16 protein-coding genes are annotated in these 16,404 nt (G+C 60.7%); 7 read left to right on the plus strand and 9 right to left on the minus strand.

Annotated elements, in window-relative coordinates; genetic code table 11:
- Positions 1–94 precede the first annotated feature (94 nt).
- Both M8014_RS14900 and M8014_RS14905 read right to left on the minus strand, forming a co-directional pair.
- The gene (locus tag M8014_RS14900) at positions 95–1,075 is read right to left on the minus strand and encodes an AraC family transcriptional regulator (protein WP_271283188.1); all 981 of its coding nucleotides are present in this window, start codon (positions 1,073–1,075) and stop codon (positions 95–97) included.
- A gap of 158 nt (positions 1,076–1,233) precedes the next feature.
- Entirely contained in the window at positions 1,234–1,458 is a 225-nt protein-coding gene (locus M8014_RS14905) for a DUF2171 domain-containing protein (RefSeq protein WP_271283189.1), read from the minus strand.
- A gap of 235 nt (positions 1,459–1,693) precedes the next feature.
- Between M8014_RS14905 and M8014_RS14910 the strand changes: the two genes are divergently transcribed.
- The gene (locus tag M8014_RS14910) at positions 1,694–1,879 is read left to right on the plus strand and encodes a DUF2767 domain-containing protein (protein WP_271283190.1); all 186 of its coding nucleotides are present in this window, start codon (positions 1,694–1,696) and stop codon (positions 1,877–1,879) included.
- Positions 1,880–1,920: 41 nt separating this feature from the next.
- Here M8014_RS14910 and M8014_RS14915 read toward each other — a convergent pair whose 3' ends face one another.
- Positions 1,921–3,042: a ribosomal protein uL16 3-hydroxylase gene (locus tag M8014_RS14915; RefSeq protein WP_271283191.1), complete on the minus strand. Its 1,122-nt coding sequence runs from the start codon at positions 3,040–3,042 to the stop codon at positions 1,921–1,923.
- 205 nt (positions 3,043–3,247) lie between these two features.
- On the opposite strand from M8014_RS14915, the gene M8014_RS14920 reads away from it, so the two are divergent.
- Positions 3,248–3,544, plus strand: coding sequence for an SH3 domain-containing protein (locus M8014_RS14920; protein WP_271283192.1), 297 nt, complete (start codon positions 3,248–3,250; stop codon positions 3,542–3,544).
- A gap of 11 nt (positions 3,545–3,555) precedes the next feature.
- Here M8014_RS14920 and M8014_RS14925 read toward each other — a convergent pair whose 3' ends face one another.
- Positions 3,556–4,326 (minus strand): DeoR/GlpR family DNA-binding transcription regulator, encoded by a 771-nt coding sequence (locus M8014_RS14925; protein WP_271283193.1) that lies wholly within the window; start codon positions 4,324–4,326, stop codon positions 3,556–3,558.
- A 95-nt stretch (positions 4,327–4,421) separates the two neighbouring features.
- Between M8014_RS14925 and M8014_RS14930 the strand changes: the two genes are divergently transcribed.
- The 4 genes from M8014_RS14930 (at position 4,422) to M8014_RS14945 (ending at position 7,041) form a co-directional block, all read left to right on the plus strand.
- Complete coding sequence (locus tag M8014_RS14930) at positions 4,422–4,607, plus strand: hypothetical protein (protein ID WP_271283194.1); 186 nt, start codon at positions 4,422–4,424, stop codon at positions 4,605–4,607.
- Positions 4,604–5,761, plus strand: a complete 1,158-nt coding sequence (locus M8014_RS14935; RefSeq protein WP_271283195.1) for an MFS transporter — start codon at positions 4,604–4,606, stop codon at positions 5,759–5,761. Before M8014_RS14930 ends, M8014_RS14935 begins: the two co-directional genes overlap by 4 nt.
- A gap of 1 nt (position 5,762) precedes the next feature.
- Positions 5,763–6,149, plus strand: a complete 387-nt coding sequence (locus M8014_RS14940) for a VOC family protein (protein WP_271283196.1) — start codon at positions 5,763–5,765, stop codon at positions 6,147–6,149.
- A gap of 292 nt (positions 6,150–6,441) precedes the next feature.
- Positions 6,442–7,041 carry a response regulator transcription factor gene (locus M8014_RS14945; RefSeq protein ID WP_271283197.1) on the plus strand — a complete coding sequence of 200 codons (600 nt, stop codon included), beginning with the start codon at positions 6,442–6,444 and terminating at the stop codon, positions 7,039–7,041.
- Positions 7,042–7,050: 9 nt separating this feature from the next.
- Here the strand turns inward: M8014_RS14945 and M8014_RS14950 are convergent, their stop codons facing one another.
- From M8014_RS14950 to M8014_RS14970, 5 genes are read right to left on the minus strand one after another with little or no spacing between them, the layout of a single operon-like run.
- On the minus strand, positions 7,051–12,648 hold the full coding sequence (locus M8014_RS14950) for a trifunctional serine/threonine-protein kinase/ATP-binding protein/sensor histidine kinase (protein WP_271283198.1): 5,598 nt from the start codon (positions 12,646–12,648) through the stop codon (positions 7,051–7,053).
- 59 nt (positions 12,649–12,707) lie between these two features.
- Positions 12,708–13,076 carry a response regulator transcription factor gene (locus M8014_RS14955; RefSeq protein WP_271283199.1) on the minus strand — a complete coding sequence of 123 codons (369 nt, stop codon included), beginning with the start codon at positions 13,074–13,076 and terminating at the stop codon, positions 12,708–12,710.
- 26 nt (positions 13,077–13,102) lie between these two features.
- Complete coding sequence (locus M8014_RS14960) at positions 13,103–13,360, minus strand: DUF1427 family protein (RefSeq protein ID WP_271283200.1); 258 nt, start codon at positions 13,358–13,360, stop codon at positions 13,103–13,105.
- Positions 13,357–13,566: a DUF1427 family protein gene (locus M8014_RS14965; protein ID WP_271283201.1), complete on the minus strand. Its 210-nt coding sequence runs from the start codon at positions 13,564–13,566 to the stop codon at positions 13,357–13,359. Before M8014_RS14965 ends, M8014_RS14960 begins: the two co-directional genes overlap by 4 nt.
- 57 nt (positions 13,567–13,623) lie before the next feature.
- Positions 13,624–14,310 carry a hydrolase gene (locus tag M8014_RS14970; RefSeq protein ID WP_271283202.1) on the minus strand — a complete coding sequence of 229 codons (687 nt, stop codon included), beginning with the start codon at positions 14,308–14,310 and terminating at the stop codon, positions 13,624–13,626.
- 221 nt (positions 14,311–14,531) lie between these two features.
- On the opposite strand from M8014_RS14970, the gene M8014_RS14975 reads away from it, so the two are divergent.
- Positions 14,532–16,403, plus strand: coding sequence for an amidohydrolase (locus M8014_RS14975; protein WP_271283203.1), 1,872 nt, complete (start codon positions 14,532–14,534; stop codon positions 16,401–16,403).
- Position 16,404 lies beyond the last annotated feature (1 nt).

The raw sequence follows: 16,404 nt of genomic DNA on the forward strand, positions 1-16,404 counted from the left end.
TTTTTCATTTCGAAGTTAGCTATGCGCACCGCCAGAGTACGTATGCGCAATGCCAAACCGCACGCAGGGAGTTGGCGATCGGGGAGAAAGGGGGTTAGCGCCCGGAACGAACCGCGCCGGGACAGACGCCATAGCGACGGCGAAACGCGGTGGCAAAATTGGTGGCGTGCTGATAGCCCGACATCCAGGCGGCCTGCTGAACGCTGTGACCTTCCAGCAGGTAGCGGCGCGCCAGTCCGAGACGGCAGTCGCGCAGGTAGTCGAACACCGTGCAGCCGTAGGTCTGGCGGAACTTACTGCGCAGGCTGCTGGGGCTCATCGCCGCCTGGGCGGCAAGCTGGCCGAGGGTGTATTCCTGCTCCGGGGCCTGTTCCAGCAGGTGGCGGATCTGCTCCAGCCGGGCCTGCTCGCTGCCTGACGCACGCCCCAGCGCCGCCCCCTGCTGCTCGCGCAGGTGCAGACCGTGGCCGAGCAGCTGGTACATTACCCCTTCCAGCAGCAGCTGGCGCGACAGGCTGCTGCGCTCGCGCTGCCGGGCGTGTTGAATACCGGCCAGCACGAAGTCCGGCACCTGCCAGACAAAGGTCGGGGCCTTGAGGCTTTCCCACTGTTCCAGCAGCGAGGCGAGCAGACTTTCCCGGCGGGTATCGTTGGGGTAGACGCCAAAAGAGAGGGTGCGCAAGGCGATATCCGCATCATGACGGGCTGACATTGCCTGCTGCTCGCTCAGCCTGGCGCTGAAGGCCATCCCGGGGCGCACAGAATACACTTCGCCGCTCAGGGTCAGGGTTACGCAGCCTTCCAGCACCACCAGCACATACAGCGGGCTGCTGTGGCGGGAGGTGGTTTCGTAAGGTTGCAGGACGCGCACGTCGGAATGGGTTAATGAAATGCCGGACGGCAGGGTCATCTCTTCTACATCGCCGTGCAGCACGGGGCTGGTGGTGGCGCAGGCATCCGTCAGTAGCGGAAAGCGGTAGTCAATGCCGTAGCGCTCACCAAATACCTTGAAATCTGCGACGAAAAAGGTCTTTTTCGTCGCCGTGGCCGGATCGTGGAGCGTTGTGTTGGACATACCTGCGCCTGGGGGAAAGAGAATAAAAAGAAAACAGTATCACTCCTTCAACGCGGCGGCAATGCAGGCAAATTTAACCCTGGTTTTAACAATATTACGCTCCGGTACAATGCCAGAGCGTAAATATCACAACGTCGATATTTCGGCAATTAAACTTATTACCAGTCAGCTGTCGCCTCTTCATGATTTTTGTTCAGAATCACTTTATTACCGTCCACTTTGTCGACCCATTCCAGCGGTATAAAGTGGTGCTGCCCACCCGCTGCCGGATCGCTTTTCGCCAGCTTGATACGTAAGCCATCAAGATGGTCAACAACCCCTACGTGCGTACCGCAGCTCGCGACAACCTCAGCATGATCCTTGATTTCACTGTTATTTACCATTATCAATTCTCCTCAAAAGGTTATTTGGCTTGTCACACGAAATTAACTGTAGTCTAAAAAACGCGTATTAATCGCTTCATTAGCATTTCGAAACATTATTGATTTAACTGTATTTAAGGACTACCTGAAAATAATCAGACGGATAGCAATGAAGATATAAGAATAGGATGATTAATATTTTACCGTCGTTATTGTGCTGCATAATTACCTTCTCACACTCAACGTGGAGACATATATGGTAAGTGAAGATAATCGAACTGAAATATCCCTGGCTCTTGGCGAAGCGGTGTTAGAGGTCGTGCAAAAAGGCCAGGAAGTGTCGAGAGAGAATCTGGCACGGGCCATGGAAAGTAAAGCAGAGCGAGAGAGCGATGACGAGCGGCTTCTGGGTTACTGGAAAGCCTGTCATATGCTGGTGTAAAAGCGGCGGCGTGGGGCCGGTGCCCTGCGCCGCCTGTACCCTTATTCGTCGAAGAACCAGTAACCCTGGTTAATCAGCCCGGTCAGCTCTTCCACAAACGCCGGGTTTTGCAGCGCAGCGCCGAGTTCGGCCTGGCCCAGTTCCGTATAGCGGCATAGCGCATCGGCACCGTTAGCATCTGCCGTCTCGAGCTGTTCGCTGTTGATAAAGAAGCTGCCACCGATGTTCAGCACCCGCAGCCCGCTCAGACGGGTCAGCGTTTCGCCGCCCAGCAGCGCGTCGAGCACCTCTTCCGGGGCATATTCCGGCTCGGCAGGGGCGACATCCAGCTCGTGGCGCGGCGTGGAGATAAAGCTGCCAAACCATTTCTTAAAATCTTCCGGCTGGCTGATCATCTCGATCATCATCGTACGCAGACGATCCAGCTCGTACGCTTCTACGCGACCGGAATGCTCACGGCAGGTCAGATCCGGATCGCTGTAGTGCTCGCTCCCGAGATCGTTTTCCAGCGCGTAGTCGGCAAAGCTACTGATCAGATCCCGGCCGTTCGGCCCACGGAAGCCCACGGAGTAGTTCAGCGCCGTTTCGTGAGTAAAGCCGTCATGCGGGAATCCAGGCGGAATATACAGGATATCGCCCGGAGCCAGATCTTCATCGATGATCGGCTCAAACGGATCGACGTGCAGCAGCGCCGGATGCGGACAAAACTGACGCATCGGCAGCTTGTCACCCACGCGCCAGCGACGGCTGCCCATCCCCTGGATGATAAACACATCGTACTGATCGATATGCGGACCCACGCCACCGCCCGGCACCGAGAAGGAGATCATCAGATCGTCCAGACGCCAGTCCGGCAACACGCGGAACGGACGCACCAGCTCGGCCGCAGGCGCATGCCAGTGGTTAACCGCCTGCGCCAGCAGTGACCAGCCGGTTTCACCCAGGTTGTCGAAGTGCTCAAACGGACCGTTGCTGGCCTGCCATTTGCCCTCTTTATGGCTGACCAGGCGACTGTCCACTTCCGGCTCCATCGCCAGCCCTGCCAGCTCATCCGGGCTGATTGGATCGATAAAATTCGGCAGTGCGTTTTTTAAAACGACCGGTTTTTTTTGCCAGTATTTTTCTAAAAATTCCGGCCAGTTCAGGTTGAGTTGATACGCCATGGGTAGCACCAGTTAGAAGACAAACGGGCCTGATTATAGAAAGAGACGCCGATGCATTGCCTTGTCGTGGGTCAAGCGGCGATGAAAACCCGCCGCTTAAGCCATTCGCATGACACGCCCTGACAGTTTCACGCTTTATCGTGAGCGCCAGATTAACCGCGACTTGTATCGTTAACCCTAAGAGCGTGTTGTTATGAGGCCTGCGATGAGCCCGTTTACTGAACTACCCGTTTCCGGCAGTGTGAATACTCTGATGGGAGTGTGTACCCGCAAAGAGAGTCCGTCCGTTTTCGCCCCCGTTGCCGACGCGCTGCCGGCAGGGAGTTACGTCAGCGTACAGGCTGCGGTGCTGGGCGATGCGGTGCAGGGCAATCCCCACTGGTATCGGATAGATGAAGATACGTTTATCTGGGCGGGCGCCTGTACCCGCATTGACCCCTACCCCGCGTTTCCGGAAAACACCCGAATCAACTGGACGGCGGTGGTGTTTGAGGTGCGTTAGCGCCTCACTTATCAGGCGCTGACAATCCGCACATCCTGCGCAGTGAACGCAGCGATCACGTCGTTATCCATGTTCGCTTCCACCACCAGCACGTCGATATCGCGGCTTTTCGCCACCACAAAGCGCGCCACGCCGGGGATTTTGTCGGTGGTCAGCGCCACGATGGTCTGGCTGCTCTGGCCGATCACCGCTTTCTTGAACTCGCAGTCGGCAAAGTCGAACCCGGTCAGCCCCATGCCGGGATCCATCGCGCAACCGCCGATAAACGCCTGATCGAAAATAATCCCCTGGATCTGACTGGCCGCCGTCGCGCCCACCGTACCGCCGGAGGTGCGCTGGAGTTGCCCCCCGGTAATGATCACTTCGCAAAGGGGATGGCGCAGCAGCTCGGCGGCTATCGCCGGGGAGTTGGTGACCACCGTGATCGCCAGTTCCGCTGGCAGGGCCTTCGCCAGCGCGAGGTTGGTGGTGCCGGTATCGATAAAAATACAGCTGCCGGGTTTGATCAGCGTTGCCGCTTTCTGCGCGATCGTGACTTTTTTTGCGTGATTTTTTTGCTCACGGCTAACGAAATTGCCCGCATCGGCCAGCTGCAGCACTGCGCCACCGTAGACCTTTTTGCAAAATCCCTCTTTGCTAAGCTCATGTAAATCACGGCGAATAGTATGTTCGGAGACCTGCATCTGGATCGCCAGTTCGGCGCAGACCACTCTACCATTCTCCTGAAGGATCTGGCGGATCAGGGCTTGTCGTTGCTCCGGGAAAGCTGCATAATCGAGCATAATTAATCTTCTCTGGATCTGAATCGAGCATCAATGCGCATAATGTTGCATGACGGCTCACTCTGTCAAATCCTGCAGCCAGAAACGGGAGCGTCATGATGCAGCGCTATGATCCACACCCCCCACAGGTGGTCGCCAGTCAACCTCATGACGGGTTCTACTTTGAACCTGTTACCCATGGCGACCGCGCCCGGGAAACCGTCCAGCGTGAAGAGCTGTGCTCCCTGACTTCCGTTCATGCCCAGCCGGGCGAATATCGCCAACCTAAGGACGTACGATGACCGCTTTCACCGCCAGCGCCGGACAGCGCCTCTCAACCCGGATCATCTTTTTTATCGCCGGATTTGTTACCGCGATCTGGGCGGTGATCGTGCCGTTCGCCAAGGCCAACACCGGGGTGAATGAAGCTACCCTCGGCTCGCTGCTGCTGTGTCTGGGAATGGGGGCGCTGATCGCCATGCCGCTCACCGGGATGCTGACCAGCCGCTACGGCTGTCGCCGGGTGATTCTGGTGGCGATGGCAATCGTGATGCTCACCACTCCGCTGCTGGCGACGATCCCGGATCCGCGCCTGCTGGCCGCCGTGCTGCTGCTGTTTGGCGTCGGCGTGGGGGTAACGGACTGTGCGATGAACATTCAGGCGATTATCGTCGAGCGCGGATCGTCCACGCCGGTGATGTCCGGCTTTCACGGCATGTACAGCGTGGGCGGGATTGCGGGGGCGGGGGCGATGACCCTGCTGCTGACCCTGGGCACCAGCGCGTTTGCCGCCAGCCTGATCCTGACCCTGAGCGTGGCCGTGATGCTGGCATTAAGCCTGAAAGGGTTGCTGCCGTGGGCCAATCCAGCCTCCGGTCCGGCGTTTGCCATTCCGCGCGGCGTGGTGCTGTTGATTGGCGCCATCTGCTTTGCGGTGTTCCTCGCCGAAGGCACGGTGCTGGACTGGAGTGCAGTGTTCCTGACCGAGGTGCGCGGCGTGCCAGAGTCGCTCGGCGGGCTGGGCTTTACCTGCTTTGCGGTGGCGATGACCCTGTTCCGCCTGACCGGCGATAAGCTGATTGCCCGCACCGGCGCCCTGCGCGCGGTGGTGGGCGGCGCAATTATTGCCGCTCTCGGCTTTGCGCTGGTGACGTTTGTCCCGGTGTGGTACCTGTCGCTGCTGGGCTACGTGCTGGTGGGGGCCGGTTGCGCCAATATCGTGCCGGTGATGTTCTCCGCCGTCGGCCGCCAGACCCACATGCCGCAGGCGGTTGCCGTCCCGGCGATCACCACCATGGGCTATCTCGGGGTGCTCGCCGGGCCCGCGATTATCGGCTACGTGGCGCACGCCACCTCATTAACGCAGGCGTTTATGGTCATTATGGTGCTGATGCTGATTGTCGCAGCGCTGTCCGTGACCGTCACCGCCAGCCAACCAGCGCAAAACGAGGGTTAATATGAATATTGCACATGTCGCACTCTGGACCCGTCATCTGGACGCCCAGGTTCAGTTCTGGCAGACGGTTTTTGGCGGGCAAAGTAACGAACGCTACCTCAGCAAAAACCGCCCGGGTTTTGAATCGCACTTTATTACGCTCACCGACGGGCCAACCATCGAGCTGATGACCGTCCCGGATCTGCCCGACGCCCCGCCGCACCCGGAGTTTGTCGGCTGGGCGCATATCGCGTTAAACGTCGGTAGCCGTGGGGATGTGGATCGGATGGCGGAGCAGGCCCGGCTGAGTAATACCCTGTTGAGCGCCCCGCGCATGACCGGTGATGGCTATTATGAAGCCGTAATTGCGGATCCGGACGGGAACCGGATTGAGCTGGTGGGGGAGTAATATCCCTCACCCTAACCCTCTCCCTAAAGGGGAGAGGGGACTCTCCGTGCGACCATTAATTGGCCACAACTTAACCATTTCTGGCCTACGCTTACCCAATGTGAAAAGCGGTTTTGAATACTCACCCCTCGCTTTCATACAGTTATCATATTGTTAAATGATAATGAGAACTAATGTGTTAGAGTGGTTGCGTTCGAAAGCTGCCACCATAACCTCTTGAACAGTAGGGGGTAGTTTTTACGCTGAGCGAAAATCCTCTCATCTCTGTCAGGCTGAATCATTGGGGCTATTAATGGAACACATTGTTTACGTCGTTGATGATGATCACGCTGTCAGGCGGTCCGTTATCGGGCTGCTGGAGTCCGCCGGGCTGAACGCCCTCGACTTTTCCTCGGCAGAATCTTTTCTGCAGCACACCTTTGAAGACATCCCCTCCTGCGTGATCCTCGATATGCAGATGCCCACCATCAGCGGGTTTGAGGTGGCGGATACCCTGAAGGCCAGCGGGCGCGAGATCCCGATTATCTATCTCACCGGGCACGGCACTATTCCGATGTCGGTAAAGGCGATCAAAGGCGGTGCGTACGAGTTCCTCACCAAACCGGTGGCGTCGAACGATCTGATCGACTCGATAAGCGCCGCGCTAAAGCTGGCGCAAGATAACGCCTCGCAGCTGCGGGAGCAGTATGCCCTGAAGCAGCGCCATCTCTCCCTCACCCCGCGCGAGCAGCAGGTGCTGCAGCTGGCGATCAGCGGCATGCTGAACAAGCAGATCGCCGCCGAGCTGGGGGTGAGTGAAATTACCGTCAAAGTCCACCGCCGTCGGGTGATGGACAAAATGCAGGCCCGCTCGCTGGCGGATCTGGTCAGGGCCGCCGAGCGCCTGACCTGAATCCTGCCTTCAGAGTGACGCCACGCTCGCCGCCAGCGGCAGGGTAAAGGCAAATACAGAGCCGTGCGGCGCGCGGTTGCGGGCCGTCAGCTTGCCCCGGTGGCGCTCGATAATGCTGTAGCTGATGGTCAGTCCCACCCCCATCCCCTGGGCTTTGGTGGAGTAGAACGAGTCAAAGATGCGCTCGGTCAGCCCCGGTTCGATGCCGGTGCCGCTGTCGGCGATTTCAAAGGCGATCCCTCCGCTCCCCGGGTTTGACGTCGACAGCAGCAGGGTGCCAGGGCGATCTTTGATCTCGGCCATCGCTTCTACGGCGTTCATCACCAGGTTCAGCAGCACCTGCTGGATCTGCACGCTGTCCCCCACGATAAAGCTATCCGTCGCCGCCAGGGCCCAGGTCACGCTGATGCGCCGCTGCTCCAGTTCGCTGCGCGACAGGGTGATAATGTGGCGCACCAGAGCGTGCAGATCGATGCGGGTAAAGGCCGGATCCTGTTTGCGGGTGAGGGATTGCAGGCTGCGGATGATCTCCCCTGCCCGCTCGCCCTCGGAGACGATCTCCTCCAGCCCGATCTGGACCTTATCCAGCCGGGCCGGGTCGCGGTTGAGCCAGCGCAGGCTGGCCCCGGCGTTGGCGACGATCGACATCAGCGGCTGGTTGATCTCATGGGCGATCGACGAGGTGAGCTGCCCGACGGTGGTGGCGCGCGAGACGCGGGCCAGTTCAGCCTGCGCCACCCGCATTGCGTCTTCGGCCATCCGCTGGGTGGTGATATCGGTGATGATGCCGTAATACTCGTTCACTTCGCGCCCCACCCCGACCGGATCGCCAATCCCCAGAATGGTGCGGGTGGCCCCGTCGGCGCGGATAATGCGGAACTCGGCGCGCATGGTCAGGCCATCGCGCACGCTCTCGGTCACCAGGGTGCTGATACGCGGATAGTCATCCTGATGCACAAAGGTCAGAAACTCCGCCATCGAGATCATCTTCTGCTGCTCCGGCAGGCCGAGGATCCGCGCGTACTCCTCGGACATAAACATCAGATCCTGCTGCAGCTCCCAGCGCCAGCTGCCGGTGTGACTGATCTGCTCCCCCAGCATCAGCGAGGTCTGGCTGGCCCGCAGCTCTTTCTCAACCCGACGGCGCTGGAGGTTCTCTTCCAGCAGTTCGGCATACAGCCGGGCGGTCTCCAGCGAGATCGCCGCGTGCGCCCCCAGCAGGCTGACCACCCGGGAGTGCTCCTGGGTAAACACTTCCGGCATCAGGCGGTTTTCCAGATAAAGCACCCCCACCAGCCGCGCCTGCTTGAACATCGGCACGCACATCACCGCCGCGCCGGAGGTCACCAGATAGGGATCCTGGCTGAAGGGGTGAAACGCTTCGGGTTTGCCGGTATGGATCTCTTGCCCGGTGCGGATCACCGCCGCCAGCACCGTCAGCGGCAGGTCGGTGGCCATCGGCACCTCTTTCATGATCTGCACCTGCACCCCATCGGTGGTGGTGCTGGCGCTGGCTTCGATCTCAGGGATGTTGTTGTCGCTGACGCGGATCAGCAAGCCCCGCTGCGCCCCAGCCCGCTCCAGCAGAATGGTCATCAGGGTCTCGATCAGCCGCTCAAGGTTGATCTCTTCCGACAGGGCGCGCGAGGCTTTGATCACGCTTTGCAGGTCGCGGATCTCCTCGTTACGCGCAAAGGCCACCGTGTCCCAGGCATTCGCCTGGCCGGGAGCCAGCAGATAGGGGAAGTCCCGCTCCAGCTGGCGCACTTTCGACTGCGCGCCGGAGCGTCCCCAGGCGGTCATCGCCCCGCGGAAGTGGGCATCGGCGGCGGTGGTGTAGCCACAGGCGTGGGCAAAGCGCCCGGCCAGCTCGTGGGCCAGGGCGTTGAACGGGTTAAAGCCCCCTTCGCGCGACAGGCGCACTGCCTTCTCGTACTGCTCGAGGGCGATGCTGTTCATGCCGTCCAGGCGCACGATCTCGGCGTAAATCAGCGCCTCTTTGTCGGCAAAAATGCCGGGATTGATCCGCGCCCAGAGGGCGATTTTATCGTAATGAAGGTGGATCTGACGGCGCAGGTCGGCAGAAAACGTCTCCGGGGTCAGCTGCTGGGACAGCGCCAGCGCGCTGTAAAGATGGTAATCCAGCTGATGGATATGCCCGGGGGCAGACCACGCAAAGCGCCCGGCCTGCTCAAGGTTCCCGGCCGCCTGCGGGTATTCGCCGCAGGCGAAGTGCGCCATCCCGCGATAGAGCCAGAACCAGAACTGCAGGGTCGACAGCTGCTCGCTGGCCTGCTCTGTCGCTTCGGGCAGCAGCGATTCCGGCAGCACCGTGCTGGCGCTCCAGCGGCCACTCACCGGGGTGCGCAGGTGTTCCACGTAGTGACGCTGGATCAGCAGGATCGCTTCCACATTCTGAAAATGGGTTTTGCGCACAAAGGCCAGCCCGCGCTCGATGCTGGTGAGCACCCCGTCAAGGTGATCGCCCCGGGTGAGGAAGTTGATCACCTGATGGCAGACGGCAAAGCAGGCCACCGTCATGTCCCCGTGGGTGACGGCCGAGGTGAAGCAGGCTTTGGCGCACTCGATGGTGTAGCCCAGCGGCTGGGTCCAGACGCTGAGCTGGTCCAGCGGCAGCAGGGTTTTGGCTTCAAAGGCATCGTAGCCGTGGCGGTTCACCAGCTCCCGCGCCAGGGTGCCGTACTGAAAGCCCAACCGGTACTCGGCGTAGCGGTGGCCAATCAGCACCCCGAACCACGCCATCGCCGACGTCGACGCGCCGGTAATACCGTGATCCAGGGTCAGGTGCATCATCCGGCACAGCAGAATGAAGTGCAGGCGCGAATGGGTAAAGCTGGCGAACAGGCTGGCGCTGTTCAGCAGGTTCATCACCGCCTCGATCTCCGTGTTGGTCATCCGCGTCAGCCGGGTGAAATGGCCCTGCGGGTTGTCGCCAACGCGGTTGCACAGGCTCTGCCAGGCCTCATCGCACTCGGCGACTTGCGGATGGCGGGTGACGTGAATGCCAAACACCGCCAGCCAGCTCAGGGTCGCCTCCAGCGCCAGCCGGTTGTCGGACTGACGCAGATAGACTTCGGCCAGCAGGTTAGCCGCCAGCGCTTTTTCCGCCAGCCCGCCGGGAGAGCCGAGAATGCGGTCGCACAGCCTGCGGGTGCTCTCAAGGTTGCCCAGCGCGAACTCGCACCCGGCCTCTTCGCTGTCGAGCGTAAAATCGTTGGTAACGTCCGTCGCTAAACCGGCGTCGCCCAGCGCGCGGGCGGTCTGGATATAGCTCAGGGCCGAGGGGTAATCTCCCGAGCGGCGGGCCCGCCGGGCCGCCAGCAGGCTCAGCTCGCGGAACATCTGCCGCTGAGGCGCAGGCTGAATGCAATCCAGCGCCGCCGTGACATGATGCACGGCACGGAACAGGATCTCATTGCCCGCCGCCTGGCGCGCCGACTCCGCCAGCAGGCTGGCGGTGGTCAGGTGCAGACGGCTTTTCTCGGCGCTATCCAGCAGGGCAAAGGCCGCCTCCTGCACCCGGTCGTGGGTAAAGGCGTAGCCGTCGGCGCTGAGGGTGATCAGCTGCGCCGTCACCGCCGGGTGCAGGGCATAGCGGATCTCTGCCACCGACATCCCCATTACCCGACAGACCATCTCCAGCTCACCGCTGCCGCCCAGACAGGCGATGCTGCCCAGCAGCCGTCGGGTCTCTTCCGGCATCTCTTCCAACTGCTGCAGCACCAGAGTGACCACGTTTTCGGTGTAATGCCGGGTGCGGATCGCGTGCAGATCGTAGCACCACTTATCCTGATATTTGTTGTGCGTCACCAGCCCGTCATCGACGATCCGGCGGAAGAACTCATGCACAAACAGCGGGTTGCCCCCGGTCTTTTGATGGATAAGCTCAGCCAGATCGGCGGTGCTGGCCGAGCGGGTATGGAAGATATTCGCCAGCCAGCGCGACACGGCCTTCACCGACAGCGCCTCCGGGCGCAGCTCGGTGGTGTTGCGCGAGGCGCGATGCAGGCTCGCCAGCTGCTGTTGCAGAGCGTTATCCGGCAGCGAGCTGGCATCCCGGTACGCCACCACCATCAGCAGCGGCACATTGCTGACGTTAATGAGCAGGTATTCCAGAATTTGCAGGCTGGCGGCGTCAGCCCAGTGGATATCATCCAGCAGCAGCACCAGCGGACAGCCCGCGCTGGCCAGGGTGTTCACCAGTACCAGCATCATGTGGCTGAAGCGCGCCCGGGCATCGATGGCAAAGGTATCGCTGGCGAAACGCGGTTTGCTATCCAGCAGCAGTCGCAGCTCCGGCACCAGGCTGACGGCTAACGCTTCGTAGCCCTCCAGCTCGCGCGACAGGCGGACTTTCCACTGGGCCACCTGCTGGGCCGGCAGCCCCAGCAGATGCAGCACCAGACTGCGAAACGCCGAGGTCAGGGCCGCATAGGGCAGCGTGGGGGAAAATTGATCCACCTTGCTCACCGCCAGCAGTGCGTGACGCTGCTGCAACGCTTTCAGCCCCGAAGCGATAAGCGACGACTTGCCGATCCCCGACGGGCCGCTGATCGCCACCAGCCCGGCGAGGGCATCCCGGCTCACCCGGTCAAAGGCGTGGAGCAGCTCCCCTGCCTGCGGATGGGCGGTATAGAGGGTGTCGGTCAGATGAAACGCGGGGGAGCGGTCCTGCAATCCGGGGGTAAAGGCGGCGATATCCCCTTCGTCGCTCAGCGTGGCCTGACAGCGGCGCAGATCGGCGATCAGGCCGTCCACCGTCTGGTAGCGATGCTCCGGTTTTTTCGCCAGCAGCTTGAGGACAATCGCCGAGAGCATCGCGGGCACGCCGGGGCACACCGCACCGGGGGCGCGCGGTTCCGAGGCGATATGGTAGTGCGCCCATTTACCCTGATCTTCACCGCCCAGCTCAAACGGCAGGCTGCCGGTGAGCAGCTCGTAAAACACCACCCCCAGACTGTAGAGATCGCTGCGGTTGTCCACCGAACGATGCGTGCGGGTGGTGTGTTCCGGCGACATATAGGCCGGGGTGCCTCCCACCAGCGGCATCGTCTGCAGTGCTTCCGGGGTGCCGGACGACAGACCAAAGCCCCCCAGCCGACAGCTGTTGTCATCATGAATAAAAATATTGCCGGGCTTGATATCCCCGTGCACCAGGTTGCGAAGATGCATCAGGCGCAGAGGCAGGCTGATGCGGATCGCCAGTTCAAGAAAGCTCGGGATACAGGCCAGCGGCGCGCCGACGATGCGGGTCAGCAGCACAAACGAAAAAGGGGCATACACCAGGGCAAAGCGCCCGTGATACTGGGTGCTGGCCACCGGGCGAATCGCCCAGTCGTCGTTCAGATATTCCCGCAGGGCAAACTCATTGCGCAGCAGACGCGTTGCGCTGGCCTCTTCTTCATCGCTCACCCCGGTGGCGATAATAAACGACCCGCCGGAGCTCGGCAGGCGGGCATTCAGCCAGCACAGGCTCCCCTCCTGCCCCAGCGGGGTAAAAATGACGTCTTCTTTAAGCACAAAAGCCCGCCCTTCGGATAAATGTCCGGGGGCGGGCCAGCGAGCAGGCAGCGATGGGTTGTTCATCCACGTTTCCTTATTTTTCTTCGTTAATGGTTCTCGTGGGAATGAGTGTGACGGTCTCTTCAGGTGACGAGCGCGCGCTGAACGTGCGCCAGCAGCACATCGACATTAATCGGTTTGCGCAGAAAAACAACAGCGCCGTGTTCAACAGCGTAGCGTTGGATGTTGTCATCCGCATGACCGGAGATAAAAATGAGTGGCGGCGGCGAGGGGGCAATGAGGTTCAGTTTGTCGAGCATCTCCAGTCCGTTCATTCCGCGCAGGCGGATATCGGCAATCACCAGCGCCACGTCGGTCAGGGCAGTGGGGTGGCTGAGAAACCCCTCCGCCGAGTCGAAGGCTTCCGTTGCGTACCCCTCTGACTGCAGCAGGTTGCTTAACCCGCTGCGGACAGAACGTTCATCATCAATGATGGCTATGCACTGCGGCATGCTCGTTTTCCTCAAATGAAGCGTGATTATCCCTCGCGACCGTCATCAGGACGGGATGGAGGCGGCGTGCCGCTGATTTTGGGTACGCATTCGTGGCGAAACCACGTCAGCGTGAGCTGGCGACTGAGCAGACGGCGGCCAATCGGGATCAGCTGTTCGCCCACCAGCATGCCAAACAGCCCCAACAGGGCGACCACCGGCGGCGCAGGCGAGTGTACCGTAATCGCGGCATAAATAACCCCTGCCAGAATTCCACACAGCAGCGAAACGACCCAGGCCTTCATGACGACGCTCCGGTGGTGTGGGTGACGGGTGAGCGCTGCGCGGTGTCATCGGCATGCAGAAAATGGCGTGTCGCCTGTTCGCCCGCCAGCATCCCCAGCAGACCAATCAGCGCCAGCGCGGGCGGGGCCGGGGAACGGACTTTCAGCAGCGCGTACAGCAGGCCGATAAGCACGCCTGCCGCGAGGGAAATTAACCCAGTACTCATGATGAACTCCAGAGAGGGTGGAGCAGGCCGGATGAGGGCCCAGCCTGCTGCCGGAACTTAGCGGGCCGGAACCGGGGCCAGGGTGTTGTGCTCGCTCTTCTGGCGAGACGGCGCGTTATGCACCATGGTGTAAGCGTAATCGACGCCCATACCGTAGGCACCGGAGTGCTCACGCACGATATCCATCACCGCGTTGTAGGTCTCTTTGTGCGCCCAGTCGCGCTGCCACTCGAGCAGCACCTGCTGCCAGGTCACCGGGATCACGCCCGCCTGGATCATGCGCTGCATCGCGAAGTCGTGGGCTTCTTTCGAGGTACCGCCGGAGGCATCTGCCACCATGTAGATCTCGTAGTCCCCTTCCAGCATGGCGCACAGGGCGAAGGTGTTGTTGCACACTTCGGTCCACAGACCGGAGACCACCACTTTTTTCTTGCCGTTGGCTTGCAGGGCATCACGCACTTTCTGGTCATCCCAGGAGTTCATCGAGGTGCGCTCAAGAATGTCTTTCCCCGGGAAGACGTCCAGCAGCTCCGGGAAGGTATTGCCCGAGAAGCTCTCGGTTTCAACGGTGGTGATGATGGTGGGGATGTTGAACACGCTGGCCGCTTTCGCCAGCCCTACCACGTTGTTTTTCAGCACCTGACGGTCGATTGACTGCACGCCAAACGCCATCTGCGGCTGCTGGTCGATGAAGATCATCTGACAGTTATCCGGGGTTAACACTTCGAGCTTTGAGTTAGACATAAGGGTATCCAGTGTGGTTAACAGGCAAAACCCGGCGCACAATGCGGCGACGAGACGTTGGCTGTATCCTATGTTTCCCCCTCGGCGGGCGTAATTATCTCTTTGTATAATTAACCTTTCGTATAGTTATACTTTGGTATAGCTATCCCATTGTATAACTGGTTTTTTCCTGTAAGCGGTTCCAATAATCCTGACCATTCCCCTCTCAGTCAGGAGCAGTTATGACTTCCTCTGCTAAAGCAGATTTGATTCTGGTCAATGGCCAGTTTCATACCGTCGATCGTGAAAACCCCCTTGCCGAAGCGGTGGCCGTGCGCGACGGCAAATTCCTTGCCGTCGGCACCGTGGCCGAGGTGATGCAGTATCACGACGACAGCAGTAAAGTGGTGGATCTGAAAGGCCACACCGCCATCCCCGGCCTGAACGATTCGCACCTGCACCTGATCCGTGGCGGGCTGAACTACAACCTCGAGCTGCGCTGGGAGGGCGTGCCGTCGCTGGCCGATGCCCTGCGTATGCTGAAAGAGCAGGCCCTGCGCACCCCGTCGCCCCAGTGGGTACGCGTGGTAGGTGGCTGGAACGAGTTCCAGTTTGCCGAACGCCGGATGCCGACCCTCGACGAAATCAACGCCGCCGCGCCGGATACCCCGGTGTTTATCCTGCATCTGTACGATCGCGCCCTGCTCAACCGCGCGGCGCTGAAGGTGGTGGGCTACACCAAAGACACCCCGAACCCACCGGGGGGCGAGATCCAGCGCGACGCCAACGGCAACCCGACCGGGATGCTGATTGCCCGTCCGAACGCCATGATCCTGTACGCCACCCTCGCCAAAGGGCCAAAACTGCCGCTGGAACAGCAGGTGAACTCGACCCGCCAGTTTATGCGCGAGCTGAACCGCCTGGGGCTGACCAGCGCCATCGATGCGGGCGGCGGCTTCCAGAACTACCCGGAAGACTACGAAGTGATTGCCGAGCTGCACGAGAAAAAGCAGATGACGCTCCGCATCGCCTATAACCTGTTTACCCAGCGCCCCGGCCACGAGCTGGAAGACTTCGAGAAGTGGACCGACATGCTCAAACCGGGCCAGGGAACCGACTTCTTCCGCCATAACGGCGCGGGCGAAATGCTGGTGTTCTCTGCCGCCGACTTTGAAGATTTCCTTGAGCCGCGCCCGGATCTGGCCCCCGGCATGGAGGACGAACTGGAGCGCGTGGTGCGCCATCTGGTCGAGCATCGCTGGCCGTTCCGCCTGCACGCCACCTATGACGAATCCATCAGCCGGATGCTGAACGTCTTTGAGAAAGTGAACCGCGAGATCCCCTTCGACGGGCTGCACTGGTTCTTTGACCACGCCGAGACTGTCTCGCAGGCCAACATCGATCGTATCAAAGCGCTGGGCGGCGGCATCGCCGTGCAGCACCGGATGGCCTTCCAGGGCGAGTACTTTGCCGAGCGTTACGGAATGGAAGCGGTTCGCCATACTCCACCGGTAACCAAAATGCTGGAGACCGGCGTGCCGGTAGGCTTAGGCACCGACGCCACCCGCGTGGCGAGCTACAACCCGTGGACCGCGCTTTACTGGCTGGTCTCTGGCCGTACCGTGGGCGGGATGCAAATGTACGATCACAGCGCCCGTCTGGATCGCGACACCGCTCTGATGCTGTGGACCCAGGGCAGCGCGTGGTTCTCGAACGAGCAGAACCAGAAAGGGCAGATCAAAATCGGTCAGCTCGCGGATCTCGCGGTGCTGAGCAAAGACTACTTCCGCGTCCCGGAAGAGGAGATCAAGGGCATCGAGTCGGTGCTGACGGTGGTGGACGGTGAAATCGTCTATGCCGCAGGCAGCTTTGGCCCGCTGGCGCCACCGACGATCCCGGTATTGCCGGACTGGTCTCCGGTGGTCAAAGTCCCTGGCCACTACCGCAGCGCCCCACCGCAGGCCGCCCGCGTAGGGATGAGCGCCGTACACCACTGCAGCGGCCCGTGCGGCGTACACAACCATGGACATGACTTTGCCCGCAGCGCAGAGATGCCGGTGGCCGACGATAACGCCTTCTGGGGAGCGCTGGGCTGCAGCTGCTTCGCGTTCTAAT

This window comes from Silvania hatchlandensis, from assembly GCF_025564065.1.
Classification (GTDB): domain Bacteria; phylum Pseudomonadota; class Gammaproteobacteria; order Enterobacterales; family Enterobacteriaceae; genus Enterobacter; species Enterobacter hatchlandensis.